This window comes from Undibacterium parvum, assembly GCF_003955735.1.
Classification (GTDB): domain Bacteria; phylum Pseudomonadota; class Gammaproteobacteria; order Burkholderiales; family Burkholderiaceae_D; genus Undibacterium; species Undibacterium parvum.
Window position 1 is genome coordinate 3959461 of sequence record NZ_CP034464.1, and the last position, 17716, is coordinate 3977176.

General features: G+C 50.1%; 15 protein-coding genes. 1 reads left to right on the top strand and 14 read right to left on the bottom strand.

All coding sequences use genetic code 11. The features are described from left to right. Position 1: 1 nt before the first annotated feature. The 3 genes from EJN92_RS17310 to tagH are packed head-to-tail and all read right to left on the bottom strand — an operon-like array spanning position 2 to position 3318. The gene (locus tag EJN92_RS17310; RefSeq protein WP_126128958.1) at positions 2-1402 is read right to left on the bottom strand and encodes a serine/threonine-protein kinase; all 1401 of its coding nucleotides are present in this window, start codon (positions 1400-1402) and stop codon (positions 2-4) included. A 57-nt stretch (positions 1403-1459) separates the two neighbouring features. Further along, positions 1460-2221, bottom strand: a complete 762-nt coding sequence (locus EJN92_RS17315; RefSeq protein WP_126128959.1) for a PP2C family protein-serine/threonine phosphatase — start codon at positions 2219-2221, stop codon at positions 1460-1462. Between the two features lie 14 nt (positions 2222-2235). Further along, on the bottom strand, positions 2236-3318 hold the full coding sequence (gene tagH, locus EJN92_RS17320; protein ID WP_126128960.1) for a type VI secretion system-associated FHA domain protein TagH: 1083 nt from the start codon (positions 3316-3318) through the stop codon (positions 2236-2238). A 676-nt stretch (positions 3319-3994) separates the two neighbouring features. On the opposite strand from tagH, the gene EJN92_RS17325 reads away from it, so the two are divergent. Beyond that, a complete protein-coding gene (locus tag EJN92_RS17325; protein ID WP_126128961.1) occupies positions 3995-4588 on the top strand; it encodes a response regulator in 594 nt (197 codons plus the stop codon). 61 nt (positions 4589-4649) lie between these two features. On the opposite strand, the gene EJN92_RS17330 is transcribed toward EJN92_RS17325, so the two are convergent. The 11 genes from EJN92_RS17330 to EJN92_RS17380 all read right to left on the bottom strand — a co-directional run bounded on the left by EJN92_RS17330 (position 4650) and on the right by EJN92_RS17380 (position 17607). After that, on the bottom strand, positions 4650-5231 hold the full coding sequence (locus tag EJN92_RS17330; RefSeq protein ID WP_126128962.1) for a hemerythrin domain-containing protein: 582 nt from the start codon (positions 5229-5231) through the stop codon (positions 4650-4652). A 233-nt stretch (positions 5232-5464) separates the two neighbouring features. After that, complete coding sequence (pepF, locus tag EJN92_RS17335) at positions 5465-7345, bottom strand: oligoendopeptidase F (protein WP_227869593.1); 1881 nt, start codon at positions 7343-7345, stop codon at positions 5465-5467. A 366-nt stretch (positions 7346-7711) separates the two neighbouring features. Then, positions 7712-9460: a PhoH family protein gene (locus EJN92_RS17340; RefSeq protein WP_126128963.1), complete on the bottom strand. Its 1749-nt coding sequence runs from the start codon at positions 9458-9460 to the stop codon at positions 7712-7714. Positions 9461-9612: 152 nt separating this feature from the next. Continuing rightward, positions 9613-10089 (bottom strand): peroxiredoxin, encoded by a 477-nt coding sequence (locus EJN92_RS17345; protein WP_126128964.1) that lies wholly within the window; start codon positions 10087-10089, stop codon positions 9613-9615. A gap of 93 nt (positions 10090-10182) precedes the next feature. Continuing rightward, a complete protein-coding gene (locus EJN92_RS17350) occupies positions 10183-11124 on the bottom strand; it encodes a polysaccharide deacetylase family protein (RefSeq protein ID WP_126128965.1) in 942 nt (313 codons plus the stop codon). Positions 11125-11135: 11 nt separating this feature from the next. After that, a complete protein-coding gene (locus EJN92_RS17355; protein ID WP_126128966.1) occupies positions 11136-12176 on the bottom strand; it encodes a bifunctional UDP-4-keto-pentose/UDP-xylose synthase in 1041 nt (346 codons plus the stop codon). 46 nt (positions 12177-12222) lie between these two features. Continuing rightward, a complete protein-coding gene (locus EJN92_RS17360) occupies positions 12223-13152 on the bottom strand; it encodes a formyltransferase (protein ID WP_126128967.1) in 930 nt (309 codons plus the stop codon). 1 nt (position 13153) lies between these two features. Beyond that, on the bottom strand, positions 13154-14173 hold the full coding sequence (locus EJN92_RS17365) for a glycosyltransferase (RefSeq protein ID WP_126128968.1): 1020 nt from the start codon (positions 14171-14173) through the stop codon (positions 13154-13156). A gap of 16 nt (positions 14174-14189) precedes the next feature. Then, on the bottom strand, positions 14190-15317 hold the full coding sequence (locus tag EJN92_RS17370; protein WP_126128969.1) for a DegT/DnrJ/EryC1/StrS family aminotransferase: 1128 nt from the start codon (positions 15315-15317) through the stop codon (positions 14190-14192). A 200-nt stretch (positions 15318-15517) separates the two neighbouring features. Then, positions 15518-17233, bottom strand: a complete 1716-nt coding sequence (locus EJN92_RS17375) for a glycosyltransferase family 39 protein (RefSeq protein WP_126128970.1) — start codon at positions 17231-17233, stop codon at positions 15518-15520. Continuing rightward, positions 17230-17607 (bottom strand): Mth938-like domain-containing protein, encoded by a 378-nt coding sequence (locus EJN92_RS17380; RefSeq protein ID WP_126128971.1) that lies wholly within the window; start codon positions 17605-17607, stop codon positions 17230-17232. The genes EJN92_RS17375 and EJN92_RS17380 overlap by 4 nt, the downstream gene beginning before the upstream one ends. Between the last annotated feature and the right edge of the window lie 109 nt (positions 17608-17716).

Here is a 17716-nt window from a genome sequence, read left to right on the forward strand (position 1 = left end):
TTTATTTCGAAGTGAATTCATGTTCTATGATAGCCCGCTTATCCTTGCCGACTTCTAGCTCTGTGCTGAAATCAGGAAAGCCGGGATTGCTAATGCGTATTTGATGTTTACCATCGCTCAGACTCAGTTTTTTGAGTGGCGGACTAACTCCACTTTGTTCACCATCGACATAAACCATACCCCAGGGTTTGATGGCGAGTTTTATCTCACCTCTGGCGGCCGCAGATGTCTCGGTGCCGGCCTCACTCAACAGGGGCGTCGCTTTATTCTGACCGCGTAAAAAATAGGCGGAGCCAAGTATCAGCAACAGAATAAGGGTAGCCGCTACTGGTATAGACTTTTTGTTAGCTGGCCAAGTCTTAGCCGCTGGCAGCGCCTCTGGCATAGGGCTCACGCTCGCTTCTTCATCCAGTGTGACTTCAGCGTGACGGATACTGCGGGTGGCTTTGCTGTTGCTGGCATTGCGCGCCGAGTCGAAGGCGGTAATCCCTAGCAAACGGCGAAATTCGTCCACGCTTTGGGGGCGGTCTTCTGGCTGTATCGCCAGCCCCATGTCTATCGCCATCAGAAATTTTTTAGTAAAACCTGGGTGGTTTTCTACCTGTAGCGGCAATAAAGAGTCCTTGACGACGCGCACGATGGACATAGGAGGCGGCGCTTTGAGTAGGGTAAAGTACATCACCGCTGCTAGCGCGTAAATGTCAGTCCAGGGGCCTTGCTGCAAGGAGCCATCGTCAGCGTATTGCTCGATCGGGGCGAAACCTGGTTTTAAGATCACGGTGAGTCCTTGTGTCAGGTCACCGATAATTTTGCGGGCGGAGCCAAAGTCGAGTAATACTGCGTCACCGTTTTTTTGGACTATGATGTTGTCAGGCGAAATATCTCTGTGCAAAATCTTCGACAGATAGAGCGTCTCTAGGGCATCGAGAATTTGTTTGAAAATAAATTTCATCCAGGCTTCATTGACCAATTCGGGACGCTTGCTGATGATCTCTTTGAGGGTATGCCCCTCGTAGTAACGCATCGCCATATAGGCGGTCTTATTTTCTTCCCAAAAACGATACACCTTAACCAGGGCTGGGTGGTCGAACTGCGCCAGCAAACGCGCTTCGTTAATGAAGCTTTTCAGCCCCGCGTCAAAAGTTGTTCGGTGGCGCTCGGCACGCACGGCTACGCTGGCATCGCGGGCGCGTCCAGCCAGTGTGCCTGGAATATATTCCTTGATGGCAACGGTGCGCTGCAGGGAGTGATCAAAAGCCAGATAGACAATGCCGAAGCCGCCTTCACCCAGCACGCCGGTGATTTCAAAGTCGGACAGCCTGGTACCGATTGCGAGACTATTTTCATTCCCGATCTCTGCGACTGGTGCTGAGCTGGAACTAAGTGTTTCTTCTGTTTTCAAGTGGTACTCGAGCTAGAAAGGGGATTTTCGATATTCGGATGTCGCATGCTCGCCAAATTAGCTACTGGCTATGTCATCGTGCACGCAAATTGTAAACGCTGAAAAATTATCCCGTCGGCCATTTTGTGCCGCATTGTTTTTCTCAGCGATGCTATGCATGGCATTGAGCCAGTCCTCACTGCTAGTGGCAGTGCTCAAACTCTGCTCCATTTCTGCCTCACTGATCCATTCCCAGAAACCATCGCTACAAAGCAGGAAGGCATCGCCATCTAGCAGTGCGATAGGTGCTGGGCTTACTTCTGGCGCACTGTCGCCTTCAGCACCGATCGCTGCGAATAGTTGGCTGCGTTGTGGGTGGCGTCGGATCTGTGCATAGTTGGCGTAGCCAGCATCGACTAAACGCTGTGCCATGCTGTGATCTTTCGAGATGCTGATGATCTTGGCCAGGCGGAACATGTAAATCCTGGTGTCGCCTAAATGTGCGCACAAGGCGCAGCGGTTGCTTTGGTCGATCAAGACACAGGCGACGGTGGTGCTCATGTCGCTGTATCTGGCATCCGCGTGTTTTTTTAGCGCGACTTCAGCACTTGCCCATGCGACATAAGAGCCTAAGGCCCGTGTGCTAAATGAGGCTTCCAGTAAGAATTTCTCCAGGATGGCGCTGGTTACGACTGCTGCAGCGACTTCGCCGCCAGCGTGTCCGCCGGTGCCGTCGGCCAACACGAAACAGCTGAGCCCATCTTCGCAGGCCTGCGCCAGCGCATCCTGATTGGAGCTTCTATCGCCTATCGCGCTAAGCTGTGCCGTGTCTAAAAACATGCTAACGTGGACTTTTAGAGTGTTGGCTGGCGCTGCTGAACATATTGCGTGTGCTTGACACGCTCAATTTCTTTTTCATAGGCAATGAGAAAATCTTTGCCGAACAGAGATTGAAATTCGTCCTTGGCTTCCAAACTCAGGCTGTCGAATAATTGAGAAAAATGCTCCCACATGGCGGCTTTACGACGCGCCGGATTGAGCTGATCGAGCAGGCTAGGTGGGTTCAGACGCTTCTCGAAGCTAGATGGTTGTATCTTCTTTAATAACGCGTCCATCGCCGCCTTCATGCCGGCGACCACCGCAAATTGATGCGCGCGCAAGTCGAGGAAAGAGTCTTCCATGGCTTCATCTGGTGCCATAAAGCCAGGCATTTTTTTGCGTAACATCTGCGTCAAGACGGTCTGGCTATCCGGGAAAAATTTAAGCGGATTATTTTTTCTTAAGACCACCAGCGTCACGTCAGCATTCACTTCACGTTTTACCAGTGCTCTTTGGGAAATTAAATCCATGGTTCCCTGAACTGAGGTGGCAACCAGTTTCCCCAGCGTTTCCATCAGTTCTGGGGTAAGTCCAGCATTCAGGTTTAAGCCTGGCAAGCCTGCACCTTTTAAAAAAGCTTGCAAGAGTTCGCTAGCGTCGGCTGTTTTTTCTACTTCTGGCGTGGCACTGCTGACTGCAGTAACGGCGCTAGCTGGCGTTTCGCTAACTACATTTTGTTCAACTGCCGATGTCGTAGTCGCTGCAGTCGGCCTGACGGTGGCGCTAGCCAGCTCAGGGGTGGCGATGTCTGCTTCTACGCGCAACTGGTATAGACCTATCTGTATTTGATCATCGACTTGGATCGAGTATTCGCGCTCAGCTTGTATCTCCTGGCCGTTGATGAAGATAGGATTGGCCTGACTTAAATTAATTAAGCAGTGCTTGCCAGCATCGCTCCAGACTTTAGCTTGCGCGCGCGACACATTGTGCGTAGCGTCGGGCAGGACTAAAAAATTATCCTCACTGCGACCTAGGGTTTTTGCTTCTGCGCCAAACACGGCTGCTAGTGGGGCTGTTGGGGTTTCGTTGTTATACGAAACGACGGCAATTTTAATCATCGTTTTACTCCTGATGCGATCGGCGGTTGGTCGGGAAATAGCTGCATCGCTGATGCCTGCTCAATTTCAAGTACTAAGACCAAATCGGGTAAATAATGCGGGTGTTTTTTGCATGTAATAGCATGTAATAGCATGTAATAGCATGTAATAGCATGTAATAGCATGTAACAATCAGGTAAATAAGCATATGGCTAGCTTGCATGAAGTTGCCATATAAATATTCACTTAAGTATTGCACAGCAGCATCCCTAGTTTACCTGAATATGTCTGTATCAGCGACGTCTTAAAAAAATACTCCTTGCCCTTGTTGCTCTTACACTGGGCAGCTCATTTACTCTTAAAACGAAAAAGGCATAGCGCCAGTACGCAGTATCCATGCGCCTTTCAGGGCAGATAGGCTGGAAAGGCGCATGGATACTGCGCGAGCGGGCATGCCATTGTTAGAATTATCTAGCAAGTGTAACAATGGCTAGGCGAGCTTAGTGCACTAGCACTAAACAATTTTGCAACAGAGTGTTACCGAGACGACGTGATAGTTGGACATGGCTGCGCTTAGCATTTAAGCTAGACTCTGCAATGACACTTCGGCCTGCTCAACTGGCGATGCGTCATTTTTTGTAGCTCTGCAGCAGCACGCTCTGCGTGTTTAAGCGAGAGAAACTTTGAAACAGCGGGAATGAATACAAATCTCTCTTTTCTGACTAATTTAGGCGTGCAGATTCAAGAATTTTTGAGTCTATATCTGTTTGCCATTTCACTTTGCATACTGCTGGGCGCGGCGCTGTTTATATTTTTTATCGGGCGCTCAAAAAATTCTGAAGCCTTAGACTTACTCGCCCCTGAATCTGCTCAAACTAAGGGCATCGATACGGCAGGGCTTGCCGCGCTTGATCAACGCGTGGCGATCTTGGTGGTGGATGACTCGGCCGTGGCCAGAGCCAAATTGGCGAAGCTCTTGGAAAACGCAGGTTATCGCGTGGGGCTTGCCAAAGATGGCCTGGAAGCGATGGAAAAGCTCAATCTAGAGTTTTTCTCGGTGTTACTTACCGATCTGGAAATGCCGAATATGAACGGGCTGGAATTAATCGCCGCAGTGCAGGGGAGCATGGACACCGAAGACATCCCTATCATCGCCATCACCGGGCATGATGAGTTGCAGGCACGGGTACATGATTACCAGGGTTTGTTTGGTATTTTTAAAAAACCCTGGAACGATAGAGAGCTACTCAAGCGGGTTGCAACGCTTTCAGTATTGCGTCAAAAAAAATAAACGCGTACCGGCTAGTCTCTCATTTATCCCGGCACTTTATTCGAGCACTTTTATTCAACACTTATTGCGGTCCTGGTGTCGCGCCCATGATGCGTGAGTACAATTGGTCGTAATGATAGCGCTGGCCTTCATCGTCCATCATTTTTCGGTTCTCAAGAAAGGCCGTGTCTATGATGTTCCAATCCGCGTCATTCAGTACCTGCAGCGCCACTGGCAGTATGCGCTCTTCTTCCATGCGCATATGGGCGAAATAAAAATGTGCGTATTGCTCGACCAGAGTGCGAAAGTGCGGCAGGGCATCAATCCCACCGAATTCATAGGCGTGCAAGGCGTCCAGCAGGCGGTGCGCGAGTAATTCGCCTTTGGCATGTTGCTCCGTCAAGGTATCGAGCTCGACATCGAGTTGATGGGTTCTATCCTTAATTTTTGCAAACAAATACTGATCTTCTTTGGGGTGGTGAACCCGTTCTGGATATTGGCCTATGTAGTAAAGCATGGCGCGAAATACACTCAGATCCACATTTGAATTAACTTCTTGCAGACTGCGCACAAAACTCAGCATGCGCTCCATGATGCTGGCGAGGTGCTGGTGCTCTTCCTGAATGATAAGAATGGAAATGGGAGTGCTGATACGTGCCGGCATGATCGTCTCTTTCTAGTGTTTTTTGCCACTTTACTCCGGTGTTCAATTTTTCCTTTTGATGAGGATCAAGCTTGTTTTGCATTTTCTCGTTTTATGGGGGGGCGATACTGGATTTCGCTTTCGTAGGAGCCGTGTTGGTTTTGCGTGGCACAAAAAAAGAGCGCAGCTATTTTGTTTAGCTACGCTCCTTTGTCCCTAGAAGATGATTTGAAATCGTCTTTTATTGGAATGGCTTATTGGCGTTTTTTTTGTATCGCTTCTATTTCATCCATGATTTTATTCATACGCACAAATACCGCCTGGTAGGGCGCTGCAGTGGCCATGTCGACCCCAGCTGATTTGACCAGTTCATACGGGTAAGCTGATCCGCCGGCTTTCAAAATGTGCAGATATTTGTCTTTGGCGCCAGGTTTTCCCTTGAGAATTTCGTCGGCAAACATAGAGCCTGCTGCGATTGAGGTGGCATACTGGAATACGTAAAAACGGTTGTAGAAATGTGGAATGAAGGCCCATTCTGTGGCGTACAGGTCATCGATTTTCATCACGCCATCTTTGTCGCCGTGATAGCGTTTTAAGATGTCACCGTAGATCTTGGTCAGCGCTTCACCTGTTACCGATTCGCCCTTGTCGACCTTGGCATGTACTGTGCGTTCAAAGTCCGCAAACATGGCCTGGCGGAAGAAAGTACCGCGTAGATTTTCTAATGCCGAACCCAAATACAATAAACGCTCATCGTCCGATTTGGCGATCTTGAGCATGTGGTCGAGCAAGAAAACCTCGTTGGTGGTGGAGGCGATTTCGGCCGTGAAGGTCGGATAATCGGCAGTCACAAACGCTTGGGTTTTATTCGATAAATAAGAATGCATGGCATGACCCCATTCGTGCGCAAGGGTCGAGACTGATTCATAGTCATCGTTAAAGTTCATCAACAGATAAGGATGGACATCGTAAGCGGCGCCATTCATATACGCACCGGAGCGTTTCTTTGGCCTTGGATAGACGTCAATCCAGCGCTCGGTGGTGGCTTTGGTCATGGCCTTGACGTAGTCTTCACCCAGGGGTTTAACCGAGGCCAGCATTAGTTGATTGCCCTCGGCAATCGAGAATTTCAGATTACTGCTGACCAAGGCCGGATACATATCGTGGTAACCCATATCCTTGATTCCCAGCATCTTGGCGCGCAAACTAAAGTAACGGTGCAGCGTCGGCAGATTGGCTTGGGTTTGCTCTATCAAGGTATCGTAGACGGCGCGTGGCAGCTTATTGCCGTCCAGGGCTTGCGTCAGTGAGTCTGGATAATTTCTGACCTTGGCATAGACCGCGTCTTTTTTAAGCATCTCATAAAAAGTCACACCGTAGCTGCGCTCAAATTCTTTCCACTTACCCCAGAAGGCATCGAATATCAATTTGCGATCTTGTCGGTTGCTCGATGAGCGATACTTGGTGTAGGCGGATTGATCAATCACCACTTCCTGACCGTCGGACAGTTTGACCTTGGGCCAAGGCATATCTGAATTGGATAAAGTGCTATACACTGCGCTGGCAGTGTTGGTGGCCATGCCGAAAGTGGCGATCAGCTCCTCGCCCTTTTTGTCGAGGGTATGGCTGGCGCTACGTAGAATGTCCTCTAAGCCGTGGGCATAGATAGACAGTGTCTTGTCTTTGGCGAGATAGGCTTTAACTTTCTTTTCACCCATCTTCAAAATTTCTGGGCGCGCGAAGGAGGTGGCTTCTTCAAGTTGGCTACCGAGGATATCTGAGCGTTGATTTAAATCTAGTCCAGCCGTTGCGCCGGTGTCCTGGTCATGAGTCTGCGAGGCATAGCTGGCGATACGCGCATAGCGCTTAAGCATATCCGCGTTCAAATCCATGCATGTCTTGAAGCGCGCCAGTGAATCGCCCAAATGACCGCTGCAGCCAGAAATTTCTTTGATCTGAGTTTGCAATTTAGCGACATCCTTATCAAATTCTAAGTCGCTGGCATACAGATCTTTTAGGTTCCAGCGATATTCTTCTGTGTCTGCGGCGCTCGCTACTTGCGGCAAGCTTAGCGAGATCGCGAGCGGTAGCGTCATCGCGACTGTGAATAGACTGCGAATTACATATTTATGCATGGCATCTCTTCCAATTGGTGAGGGGGAGTTCATTTTTTAAGTCTAAGTTTGGCTTAGCGATGAATAATGATATTTTCTGTTTTTTTAACATGGACTAGCTGTTTTCTACTATCCCTTGCTGGCAATACGAGTGACATCGAGTCAAGTGATATTCTGATTGAAAATCTCTGAAACGTGAAATATAAATGAAAGTATTTTTTCTTTTTGATTGATTGTTTCCGATTGGTAAGTTCAGCTAGCTGTTTTTTTATTTGCGTACGCTGGCCAGATGATAGTGATGTCACTAGAATAAAAAAACGGTGCCTTGTGAGGGGCACCGTTTTTTGTTGAAACTGGGATCTTGGATTTTGAATCTGTCTGTTGCTTTTACAAAATTTCGCTAGCGTGATCTGCCAGTCGTGAACGCTCACCACGCGCCAGAGTGACGTGACCACTATGCGCCCAGCCTTTAAAACGATCCACTACATAGGTTAAACCACTGGAGCCTTCAGTCAGGTAAGGGGTATCAATCTGAGCGATATTTCCCAGGCAGATGATCTTGGTACCAGGGCCGGCGCGGGTGACCAGAGTCTTGACTTGTTTCGGGGTCAAATTCTGCGCTTCATCAATAATTAAAAACTTATTCACGAAAGTGCGGCCGCGCATGAAGTTGAGCGATTTGATCTTGATCTTGGAACGTATCAGGTCTTGGGTGGCAGCACGGCCCCAGTCACCGGCATCATTGTCAGACTTATTCAATACTTCGAGATTGTCATCAAACGCCCCCATCCACGGTGACATTTTCTCTTCTTCGGTGCCTGGTAAGAAGCCGATATCTTCACCGACAGGCACCGTCACGCGGGTAACAATGATTTCATTGTAGGTTTTTGTCTCCAGTACCTGTGCCAGGCCTGCAGCCAACGCCAGCAAGGTTTTACCGGTGCCGGCCTGACCAAGTAAAGTGACGAAATCGCACTCTGGATCCATCAACAAATTGAGCGCAAAGTTTTGCTCACGATTGCGTGAAGTGACACCCCATACGCTGTGTTTAGGATGACCGTAATCGCGTAGCGTTTGCAATACCGCTGTCTTACCCATGATCTGGCGTACTTGTCCGTAGAACGAAGCTTCACCGTTCTTTGGCTCCAGATAGACAAATTGATTTACCAACAGCGAAGGGATGACCGGGCCAGTGATACGGTAGTAGGTAGTGCTAGTACCATTTTTACTTTCTTGCCAAGACTCTATACCTTTGCCATGCTTATTCCAGAAGTCTTCTGGCAATTGCACGATGCCGGTGTAGAGCAGATCAGAATCTTCCAGTACATGATCGTTGAAGTAATCTTCCGCTGGCAAGCCTAAGGCACGCGCCTTGATACGCATATTGATATCTTTCGATACCAATACGATAGGGCGCCCCGGGAACTCAGTTTCCAGGGCTCGGACTACGCCTAGTATCTGATTGTCGGCCTTACCCTGAGGCAAGCCTGCTGGCAAACTACCGCCTTGCAACTTGGTTTGAAAAAACAAGCGTCCTTTGGCGTCTTTATTCCCGAGTTTAGACAGTAGTGCACCCTTGTCTATGTCGTGATGGTCGATATCTCCCACCAAGGCGTCGAGCGAGCGTGAGATTTGACGGGCGTTGCGCGCCACTTCTGTCATGCCTTTTTTATGATCGTCTAATTCTTCCAAGGTGATCATAGGCAAGTAGACATCGTGCTCTTCAAAGCGGAACAGGGATGATGGGTCGTGCATCAAGACATTGGTGTCGAGTACGAATAATTTGGTAATGCCAGACTTATCTGCGGCACGACTAGCCACGGATTTCACTGGATTAACATGTGCTTTGGCTGTGGCCGGGCTCAGCGCCTTCGGTGTGGCTTTGCTAGCTTCGAGCTTCGCCTTACTTGGAGCAGAAGCTGGAGCTGGTGGCGCGACCGGACGAGAAACTGGTGCGACGCTAGGGATCGCTTTCTGTGTAGCCGCAGGCGCTCGGGTGCTGCTAGTTGGTGTTTTGGTGACAGCCGGTTTTGTTGCTGCTTGGCTGGCTTTTATCGGGGTTTTGTTTTCTGCTTTTGGATAGTCTTTTGGGGACAGCAGAGCCGCTGGTTTAGTCGGCATTTTTGGCAGGGGCATCAGAACCTCTTATAAAAAGTGTGAGAACTTAAACTTGGCAAATCGATGCGAAGATTTGGTCTGGTGGTGCTGTTAAAAGCGAAAAAGCCGCTGTGGAAGATTTTTGTATCATCTCCAGCAACGGCTTCGGCAGGTAAAAATAAGGATTTCAATTATGCGTGTGTACTCACAAATTCCAACACTTCATCGACGTGTCCGGCAACCTTTACTCCACGCCATTCTTTCACTAATTTACCATTGCCGTCAATGATAAATGTACTACGTTCTATGCCGCGTGCTTGTTTACCGTACATGTTCTTGAGTTTCATGACGTTAAATAGCGTACACAGAGTTTCATCGGGGTCAGAGATGAGTTCAAAAGGCAGGTCGAGTTTGGCCTTAAAGCCTATATGTGAACGCAGACTGTCGCGGCTAATCCCAAAAATGCAGGTATTGGCAGCTTGAAATTGCGGATAAAGATCGCGGAATGCGATGCTCTCTGTGGTGCAACCCGGAGTATTGTCTTTCGGGTAGAAATAAAACAGTACAGTCTTACCGCTATATTGGCTTAACTGAAATGGCTGCTCGCCAGTCATGACAGCAGAGAAATCTGGAACCAAGCAATTGAGTGCAGATGGGCTTTCGGCCAAAGTGATCTCCTGATCTGTTGCGTTTATTTAAATGCTGTTGTATGGATTAACAGGTCATGCCGCGATAAAGCTTTGCTCAGCACGACCGTCAGCTTAGGCGTGTAGTGCAACCAATTCCCCTGAGCGGCCAGGTAACTCTGCCCAACTTAAAGGATGTTCTGGTAGCGCCTGATCTTGCAGACTGGTGTAATAATCCGCCATCGAGATGCACTGGTAGCCCTGTTCTTGCCATCCCCTGAGCAACTGATCGAATATGGGGGCAAGTTTTTGCCCTTCAAGTTCAGCATGCAGGGTAAATACATGATTTCTTGGTTCGGCCGTCAACTTAAGGATGTTAGCTGCAATATTTGACTCGTTGATGACAGTGCCATCAATCTCGCGCCCTAGTAACTCATCTAAGGTTGGTAGCGTGGTCGGCATTTGTATACAGGACGACACCTTGCCATCGATTTGCAGGCGATACGGTCCAGCCGCTGGATTGGCGAGAGAGCCGTTATCATTGAGCATGGCGCGACCATCTGAGGCGTATTTCATGCCAAAGCTGGCCAGCTGGCTGAAGGCGTGTTCATTCATTTGCCAGCCAGCCGCGCCGTGGGTCTTGGGGACAGTGCCGAAAATTTCTTGAAAGCGTGAATACGCCTGTTGCATTTGTTGCTGAGTCCAGCTTTCGCCGCGTTTTCTGACATTGTCTTGCCAGACCACATGGTCCCAGGTGTGTATGCCACATTCAAAGCCAGCCCTGCGTACTGCACGCATTTCTTCTACGCAGTCTTTGCCTATATCGGGTGCGGGTAAAAAAACGCCGTACATCAGCGTTTTGACGCCATAGTGTTCGACCACCGAGGTGCGCGATACTTTTTGGAAAAAACCAGGTCGAAAAGCGCGCCGCAAGGCCCAGCCGGTATGATCTTTACCCAGAGAAAACAAGAAGGTGGCACCAGCGTGATGGTGCTTTAACAGGCGTACCAGATTAGGTACGCCTTCGCGAGTGCCACGGTAAGTGTCGACATCGATCTTTAAAACAATAGTAGGCATGCAGTCCTGACTTAATCCATGAGGGCGCGAGCTTCGGCTACCTGACCGCGGTAGGCGTCGAAAATATTGCGCATGCTGTCGGCCATCGTGGTGGTCGGTGCCCAACCGAGTTCTTCGCAGGTATTGGTGATTTTCGGCACACGATTTTGTACGTCTTGATAGCCAGTGCCATAGTAAGCACCGGAAGTGGTTTCTATCAATTCGACTTTTTTCGCGGTCTCTGCGTATTCCGGGTATTCTGCAGCCAGGGTCAGCATCATGTGTGCCAGATCGCGAATCGAGTGGTTATTCACGGGATTGCCGATGTTGTAGATCTTGCCGCTGGCGACGCCATTCTTGTTGTCGATAATCCGCATCAAGGCATCGATACCGTCGTCGATGTAAGTGAAAGCACGTTTTTGCGCGCCGCCATCGACTAAGGAAATGTTTTCACCGCGCACGATGTGGCCGAAGAACTGAGTCACTACGCGTGAGCTACCTTCTTTTGGTGTGTGGATGGAATCCAAACCAGCACCGATCCAGTTAAATGGACGGAACAGGGTGAAGTTCAAACCTTCCATGCCATAGCCCCAGATCACTCTATCCATCAATTGCTTGGCGCAGGAATAAATCCAGCGTGGTTTATTGATAGGACCGCAAATGAGTTCAGATTGCTCAGGATCGAACTCTTCGTCATGGCACATGCCATACACTTCTGAGGTCGATGGGAACACCAGATGCTTGCCGTATTTGGCCGCGGAGCGAACGATAGGCAGATTGGCTTCAAAATCGAGCTCAAATACGCGCAAAGGCTGTTTTACATAAGTTGATGGCGTAGCGATGGCGACCAAAGGCAGGATGACATCACATTTCTTGACGTGATACTCGACCCATTCTTTATTGATGGTGATATCGCCTTCAAAAAAGTGCATGCGCTCGTGACTGAGCAAGTCGCCGAGTCTATCTGTTTGCATGTCCATGCCGTAGACGTGCCAGTCTGTAGTTTCCAGAATGCGCTTGGACAGATGGTGACCGATAAAACCGTTCACGCCGAGGATAAGGACTTTTTTCATGATAATTTCTTTATTTAAAAATGCTGCTGCTGAGCTAATCAGCGAATTATTGGGCGGCCAGTTGTTGCTGTAGGCTTGAGGCTGTAACCACTTTGCCATTCATTAATAGTTCAATTATATGGAGAGCACGGCCATCGCCACACCCACCGAATATAGCATTATCCACTACAGACAAGCCTTGCGGCAAATTTGCGGTGTTGTTAGATGTGGTCGATGCTAGTAATCGTGCTTTTCCGATAACGTAAATGTTGCCGTCCACCTCGGTAAACGCCCCTGGATAAGGTGGAGCTACAGCTCGGTGCAGGTTGTACACTTGCTGCGCCGGCAGACTCCAGTTGATACGGCCATCTTCCGCTTTGCGGCCGCCAAAATAGCTACCCTTGCTCAGATCATTGGCGAGCAGCTTGGCGCTGCCATCGATTAGAGACGGCAGGGCAAACCATAAGATTTGCTCGGCTGCGACCGTCAGTTTGCCAAATACTTCAAAGGCGGTGTCGTCAGGCAGGATGGGCACAGCAGTTTGGGCGATGATGCCACCGGCATCGGGCTTGGCAGCCATTTCGTGCAGAGTTGCACCGGTTTCGGTTTCGCCGTGCAAGACTGCCCAATTTACCGGGACCCGGCCACGGTATTTCGGCAACAAAGAACCGTGTAAGTTGTAAGCGCCGCGCTTGGCCAGTGCCAAAATATTCGTGGGCAACATGTGGCGATAATAAAAACTGAAAATAAAATCAGGGGCCAGCGCCTTGATTTGCTCGAAGAGCTCTGGGCTTGCCGGATTTTCTGGCGTGATGCGGCTAATGCCATGCTCTCTACAGAGATCAGCGACCGATTCAAACCAAATTGTCTCGGTCGGGTTATCTTCATGACTAACCACCAGATCTATCTGTACGCCACGCGCCAACAAGGTTTTAATGCAACGCACACCAACGCTGTGGTAGGCGAACACGACAGCCCTAGGGTTTTGTGTTGTCATTTCAGTTGGTCCCGGCTGTAGTTTCAACTTGCTTGCCCGCTTTAGCCGCAATGCCCTTGTTGCCCTCGTTGCTTTCGTTAGTGTTGAGCTCAAGTATGGTTTGCACCACAAAACGCGGACGCCCGCGCACTTGTTGGTAAATCCGGCCTACATACTCGCCCAGTAAGCCTATGCCAAACAGGATCACGGCCATTAAGAAGAAGGCAATTGCAAACAGGGTGAACAGGCCTTCCGCCTCAGCGCCCAGAATAAATCGGCGTATCAACAGGAAGACCACCAGGGCACCAGATGCCGCCGACAAGACCATGCCCATCATGGAGAACAACTGCAGCGGCACGATAGAAAAACCCGTCATTAAATCAAAGTTCAGACGTATCAGGCTATAGAACGAATATTTGGATTCGCCCGCGGCACGCTCTTCATGCTCGACCATAATTTCAGTCGGATTACGGGCGAAGGTGTAAGCCAGAGCAGGCACATAAGTGCTCACTTCCTGACATTGATTGATCAGGTTAATGACGTTGCGACCATAGGCGCGCAACATATTGCCTTGATCGGTAATCTTGATGCTGGTAATTTTTTCGCGTATCCGATTCATCATCTTGGAAGCATAGGTGCGCCATGCTGAGTCCTGACGTTTGCGGCGTATCGAGCCTACATAATCATAGCCTTCGCGCATTTTGTCGACCAGCGCACCGATTTCTTCCGGCGGATTTTGTAAGTCGGCGTCCAGCGTGACGACGATCTCACCACGACTCGCTTCGAAGCCCGCCAAAATGGCCATGTGCTGGCCGTAATTGCCGTTAAATAAAACCACGCGCGTCACATCCGGGCGTAAGCGATATTGGTCGGCCAGCAGTAGTGCGGTATTGTCGCGACTACCGTCGTTGACGAACACCACTTCATAGCTAACGCCACGCAAGGCTAGGGCGTCCAAGGCCGGATACAGGCGCGCGTACAGTTGTGCCAGGCCGGCTTGTTCGTTATATACCGGGATGACGACGGTGAGTTCTGGTTTCATCAAGCTATGCTCAAATTCAAGAAAGGCAGGATTTTACAGCAGAGACGACTCTGGCTACATCATTTTCGTTCATTGCCGGAAACAAAGGCAGGGTAACGATCTGTTTGCCTATGCGTTCTGCGATAGGGAACATGCCATCAGTAAAGCCACGCGCACGGTAAAAACTAAACAGATGGATGGCGCGATAATGGTAGCCCAGACCGATGCCGAGATCCATCATCTGCTGCATGAACTCGGCGCGATTGATGCGTTCTGGTAGCACGATGTGAAACATGTGCCAGTTACTATTTTCGAAATCAGCGATCGGCAGTTCCGCCCCGGTCTGCGTTTCAAAATCGCCGCCGAACAGGCTGAAGTAGTGTTTTGCCAGTGCCATGCGTTTGGCGTTAAATTCAGCCAAATGCTTCATCTGACCCAGACCTATGGCCGCGGCGATATCGGTCATATTGTATTTGCCACCCAGTACATCGACATCGATACCATCGAGACCGGTTCGGCTAACGCCTTGTAAGCGATACTTCTCAGCTAGTTTGGCTTCTGCCGCATTGTTCAAGACCAGGCAACCGCCTTCGCCGGTCATGATGTTTTTGTTGACTTGAAAACTGAACGAGGCGAAATCGCCGAAAGCGCCGATGCGTTTGCCTTTCCAGGTCGAGCCTATGGCTTGTGCCGCGTCTTCGACCACGCGTAGTTGGTATTTTTCGGCCAGTGCGTACAGTTTATCCATATCGCAAGGCAGGCCGCACATGTGCACCGGGATGATGGCCTTGGTGCGTGGCGTGATGGCAGCTTCAAGTTTATCGAGGTCGATATTGTGGCTGCGCGGATCGATGTCGACAAATACCGGGGTCGCACCGACTTCGATAATCACATTGGCGGTGGCTACCCAAGAATTCGGCGTCGTAATAACTTCATCGCCTGCGCCTATGCCGGCAATGCGCAAGGCAATTTCCATGGTGCAGGTGCCGGAGTTAAAGCTGCGCACCGGACGGCCGCCAAAATACTCGGATAATTGGGCTTCCAGCGCCTGTACGTTGGGGCCGCTAGTGAGCCAGCCTGAGCGCAAGACGTCCGCTACGGCGGCGATGGTGGCTTCGTCCACGCTAGGTTTGGTGAAAGGTAAAAAGGGCAGTGCATTGCTCATGGCTTATCCTATTCTTGGTCTGCTTGCTGCAACCGGCTGCTGGCGCGCGTGCGGCCAGCGTGGGGTTGCGTCGAACTTATTATACTGAGGTAGAGTATATTTAAACACCCGCATAGATATTGCGCAATGACCTAGGTTTTTAATCATACTCCCCCAATATCTGGAAGTGCTGCGGTGCGGCTAGTGCTGTTCCTAGTATATTACTGTGGCGTTGGCTTGTTCAGCAGGTTGGACACAATGATACGTTTTGGATCTTGCGCGATCACCCGCATCGGTAGTTGTAACTGAACTAATTCTTCATAGACATTCGGACGAACGATGGCGATCGCTGCTTTGCCAGCCAAGTGATCGGCTCGCCATTTTTGTTCGAAATCGCTACGCTGGGGTATCCATAGTTCGGGTTGTTGTTCTAATCCAAAACCGAGTTCGTCGCTGGCTTCCACCAAAATCATGGTGCGGGCCAGATAAAACGGCAGCGATTGTTCATACAGACCCACTCCGTAGAGCGGTGTTTCCGGCTTAAGTTCCGCCTGAATTGCCGCTACATGCGGCAAACCTGCATTGTAGCGGCCCCAGGTGTCATGCCCCAGAAACAAAGCCTGGCCAGCCACAAAGCCCGCCATCGCCAGGATGATCACACTCATGTCTTTGCGCTGTTTCGCAAGTAGGCCAGCGATGATGCCACCGACCAGGGTAATGCCGGCCGCAGCAAAGGTCCATGGCACCATGGCCTGATACAGCGGAATCTCATAAGCGATATCACTAATCTCACCTATCTTGTTGGCCGTTAAGACTCCCGCCAAACCCATGGCGGCGAACAATGCTGCGCATATTCTGAGTGAGAGTGTCGAAGTTTTTTCTAGCTGGCAGGCGATCAACAAGGCGATAGAAGGAAATATCGGCAAAATGTAAGAAGGTAGCTTAGAGCCAGAAATGCTAAAGAAAAAGAAGATGAACACGGTCCAGATCAGCAGCATGGTTTGCGGCTGGAAACCGGCTTGCTTACTAAAGCTGAAATTGCGAGCTGCATGCCACAGCGACTGCAGCAATAAACCCAGCCAAGGCACGATGCCCAAAACCAGCAGAGGGAAAAAATAATACCAGGCACCACCGCGTTTATGCACCGTACTGGTAAAGCGTTGAAAATGTTCGTGAATAAAGAAAAAATGTGGGTGTTCAGGATTTTTTTGCCAGACCAAAATAAACCAAGGTGTGGTGATCGCGAAAAACAAGATCAGACCTTTGCCCATATGCAGACGGGTCCAAAGTGCCCAGTCACGCGTGATCATGGTGTAGAGAACGAGCACAGCACCGGGTAAGACAAAGCCTATCAAACCCTTGGACATGGTGGCTAAGGCCATGCCTGCCCAGCATAGCAACATACCATTGCGTTGCTCTGTACTGGTAGCATCAGCTCTTTGCGAGAGTAGTAAGCCGCACAGAGCTAAGGTCATCATGCCGGATAAACCCATATCCAGAGTATTGATGTGCCCCAAGCCTGCCCAGTAAAAACTAGAACCCAACACCAGTGCGGTGCTGATGCCGACCCGTCGGCTAAATACTTTGGCGCCGGTGTAAGCGCTGGCGGCGATGCCGAGTAAGCCGCATAGACCAGTCCATAGACGCGCCTGCCATTCACCCTGACCAAATAATTCGAAGCTGAGCGCATTCATCCAGTTTTGTAGCGGGGGCTTCTCAAAATATTTAATGCCGTTCAGGCGCTGGGTAATCCAGTCACCGCTAGCCACCATTTCTCGCGCCATTTCTGCATAACGGCCTTCATCGGTGGGCACCAATGCACGTGCACCTAACATGTAGAACCAGATAAACAGAAAGACCAGGGCGACTGCCGCCAAAAAAATGGGCGAGTCGTAGGGCGACGGGTGGGCTGAGCTTGGCGTAGATTTGGTTCTCATGCGGCTTCCATAATTAAGGCGAGCGCTACTTTGCGGCCTTCGGCCATCAAAATGTTATAGGTGCGGCAGGCCGCCTGGTTATCCATGCACTCGACGCCCTTGTGTTGCGAGGTCAGCGCCGTAATCAGTTTTGGATGAACGAAGCGTTGTTTATTTCCTGTGCCTAAGATCACGACATCGGGCGCGGTGGCGGCAATTTGTTCGAAGTGCGCAGCCGTCAATTGCTCGAAATCTGCAACCTCCCAAGGCATGGGTGCAGTTTCGGGAAGCACAATTAAACTGCGCTCGTAGCGTTGCGCATTCAGTTCTACGCCGCTGGCATCGTAGGCTGTGACGGTTTGGTAGTGCTGGGTATTGGTGGCGTGTAGCTTCATAGGGCTATTCTGAGATCTTTCACAAAAAACAGGACGCGGACAGCGTATTCGAATTGCGGCATTGTAGCGTTTTTCCTCGAAAGCGAACAAAAATGCCGCTAAAGTTTTG

What these genes read in the sequence shown, in the direction of transcription:
- pepF (WP_227869593.1), bottom strand. Translation starts at nt 7,345, where the DNA reads ATGCATAAATATGTAATTCGCAGTCTATTCACAGTCGCGATGACGCTA.
- EJN92_RS17355 (WP_126128966.1), bottom strand. Translation starts at nt 12,176, where the DNA reads ATGAAAAAAGTCCTTATCCTCGGCGTGAACGGTTTTATCGGTCACCAT.
- EJN92_RS17330 (WP_126128962.1), bottom strand. Translation starts at nt 5,231, where the DNA reads ATGCCGGCACGTATCAGCACTCCCATTTCCATTCTTATCATTCAGGAA.
- EJN92_RS17365 (WP_126128968.1), bottom strand. Translation starts at nt 14,173, where the DNA reads ATGAAACCAGAACTCACCGTCGTCATCCCGGTATATAACGAACAAGCC.
- EJN92_RS17375 (WP_126128970.1), bottom strand. Translation starts at nt 17,233, where the DNA reads ATGAGAACCAAATCTACGCCAAGCTCAGCCCACCCGTCGCCCTACGAC.
- tagH (WP_126128960.1), bottom strand. Translation starts at nt 3,318, where the DNA reads ATGATTAAAATTGCCGTCGTTTCGTATAACAACGAAACCCCAACAGCC.
- EJN92_RS17380 (WP_126128971.1), bottom strand. Translation starts at nt 17,607, where the DNA reads ATGAAGCTACACGCCACCAATACCCAGCACTACCAAACCGTCACAGCC.
- EJN92_RS17315 (WP_126128959.1), bottom strand. Translation starts at nt 2,221, where the DNA reads ATGTTTTTAGACACGGCACAGCTTAGCGCGATAGGCGATAGAAGCTCC.
- EJN92_RS17350 (WP_126128965.1), bottom strand. Translation starts at nt 11,124, where the DNA reads ATGCCTACTATTGTTTTAAAGATCGATGTCGACACTTACCGTGGCACT.
- EJN92_RS17340 (WP_126128963.1), bottom strand. Translation starts at nt 9,460, where the DNA reads ATGCCCCTGCCAAAAATGCCGACTAAACCAGCGGCTCTGCTGTCCCCA.
- EJN92_RS17370 (WP_126128969.1), bottom strand. Translation starts at nt 15,317, where the DNA reads ATGAGCAATGCACTGCCCTTTTTACCTTTCACCAAACCTAGCGTGGAC.
- EJN92_RS17325 (WP_126128961.1), top strand. Translation starts at nt 3,995, where the DNA reads ATGAATACAAATCTCTCTTTTCTGACTAATTTAGGCGTGCAGATTCAA.
- EJN92_RS17360 (WP_126128967.1), bottom strand. Translation starts at nt 13,152, where the DNA reads ATGACAACACAAAACCCTAGGGCTGTCGTGTTCGCCTACCACAGCGTT.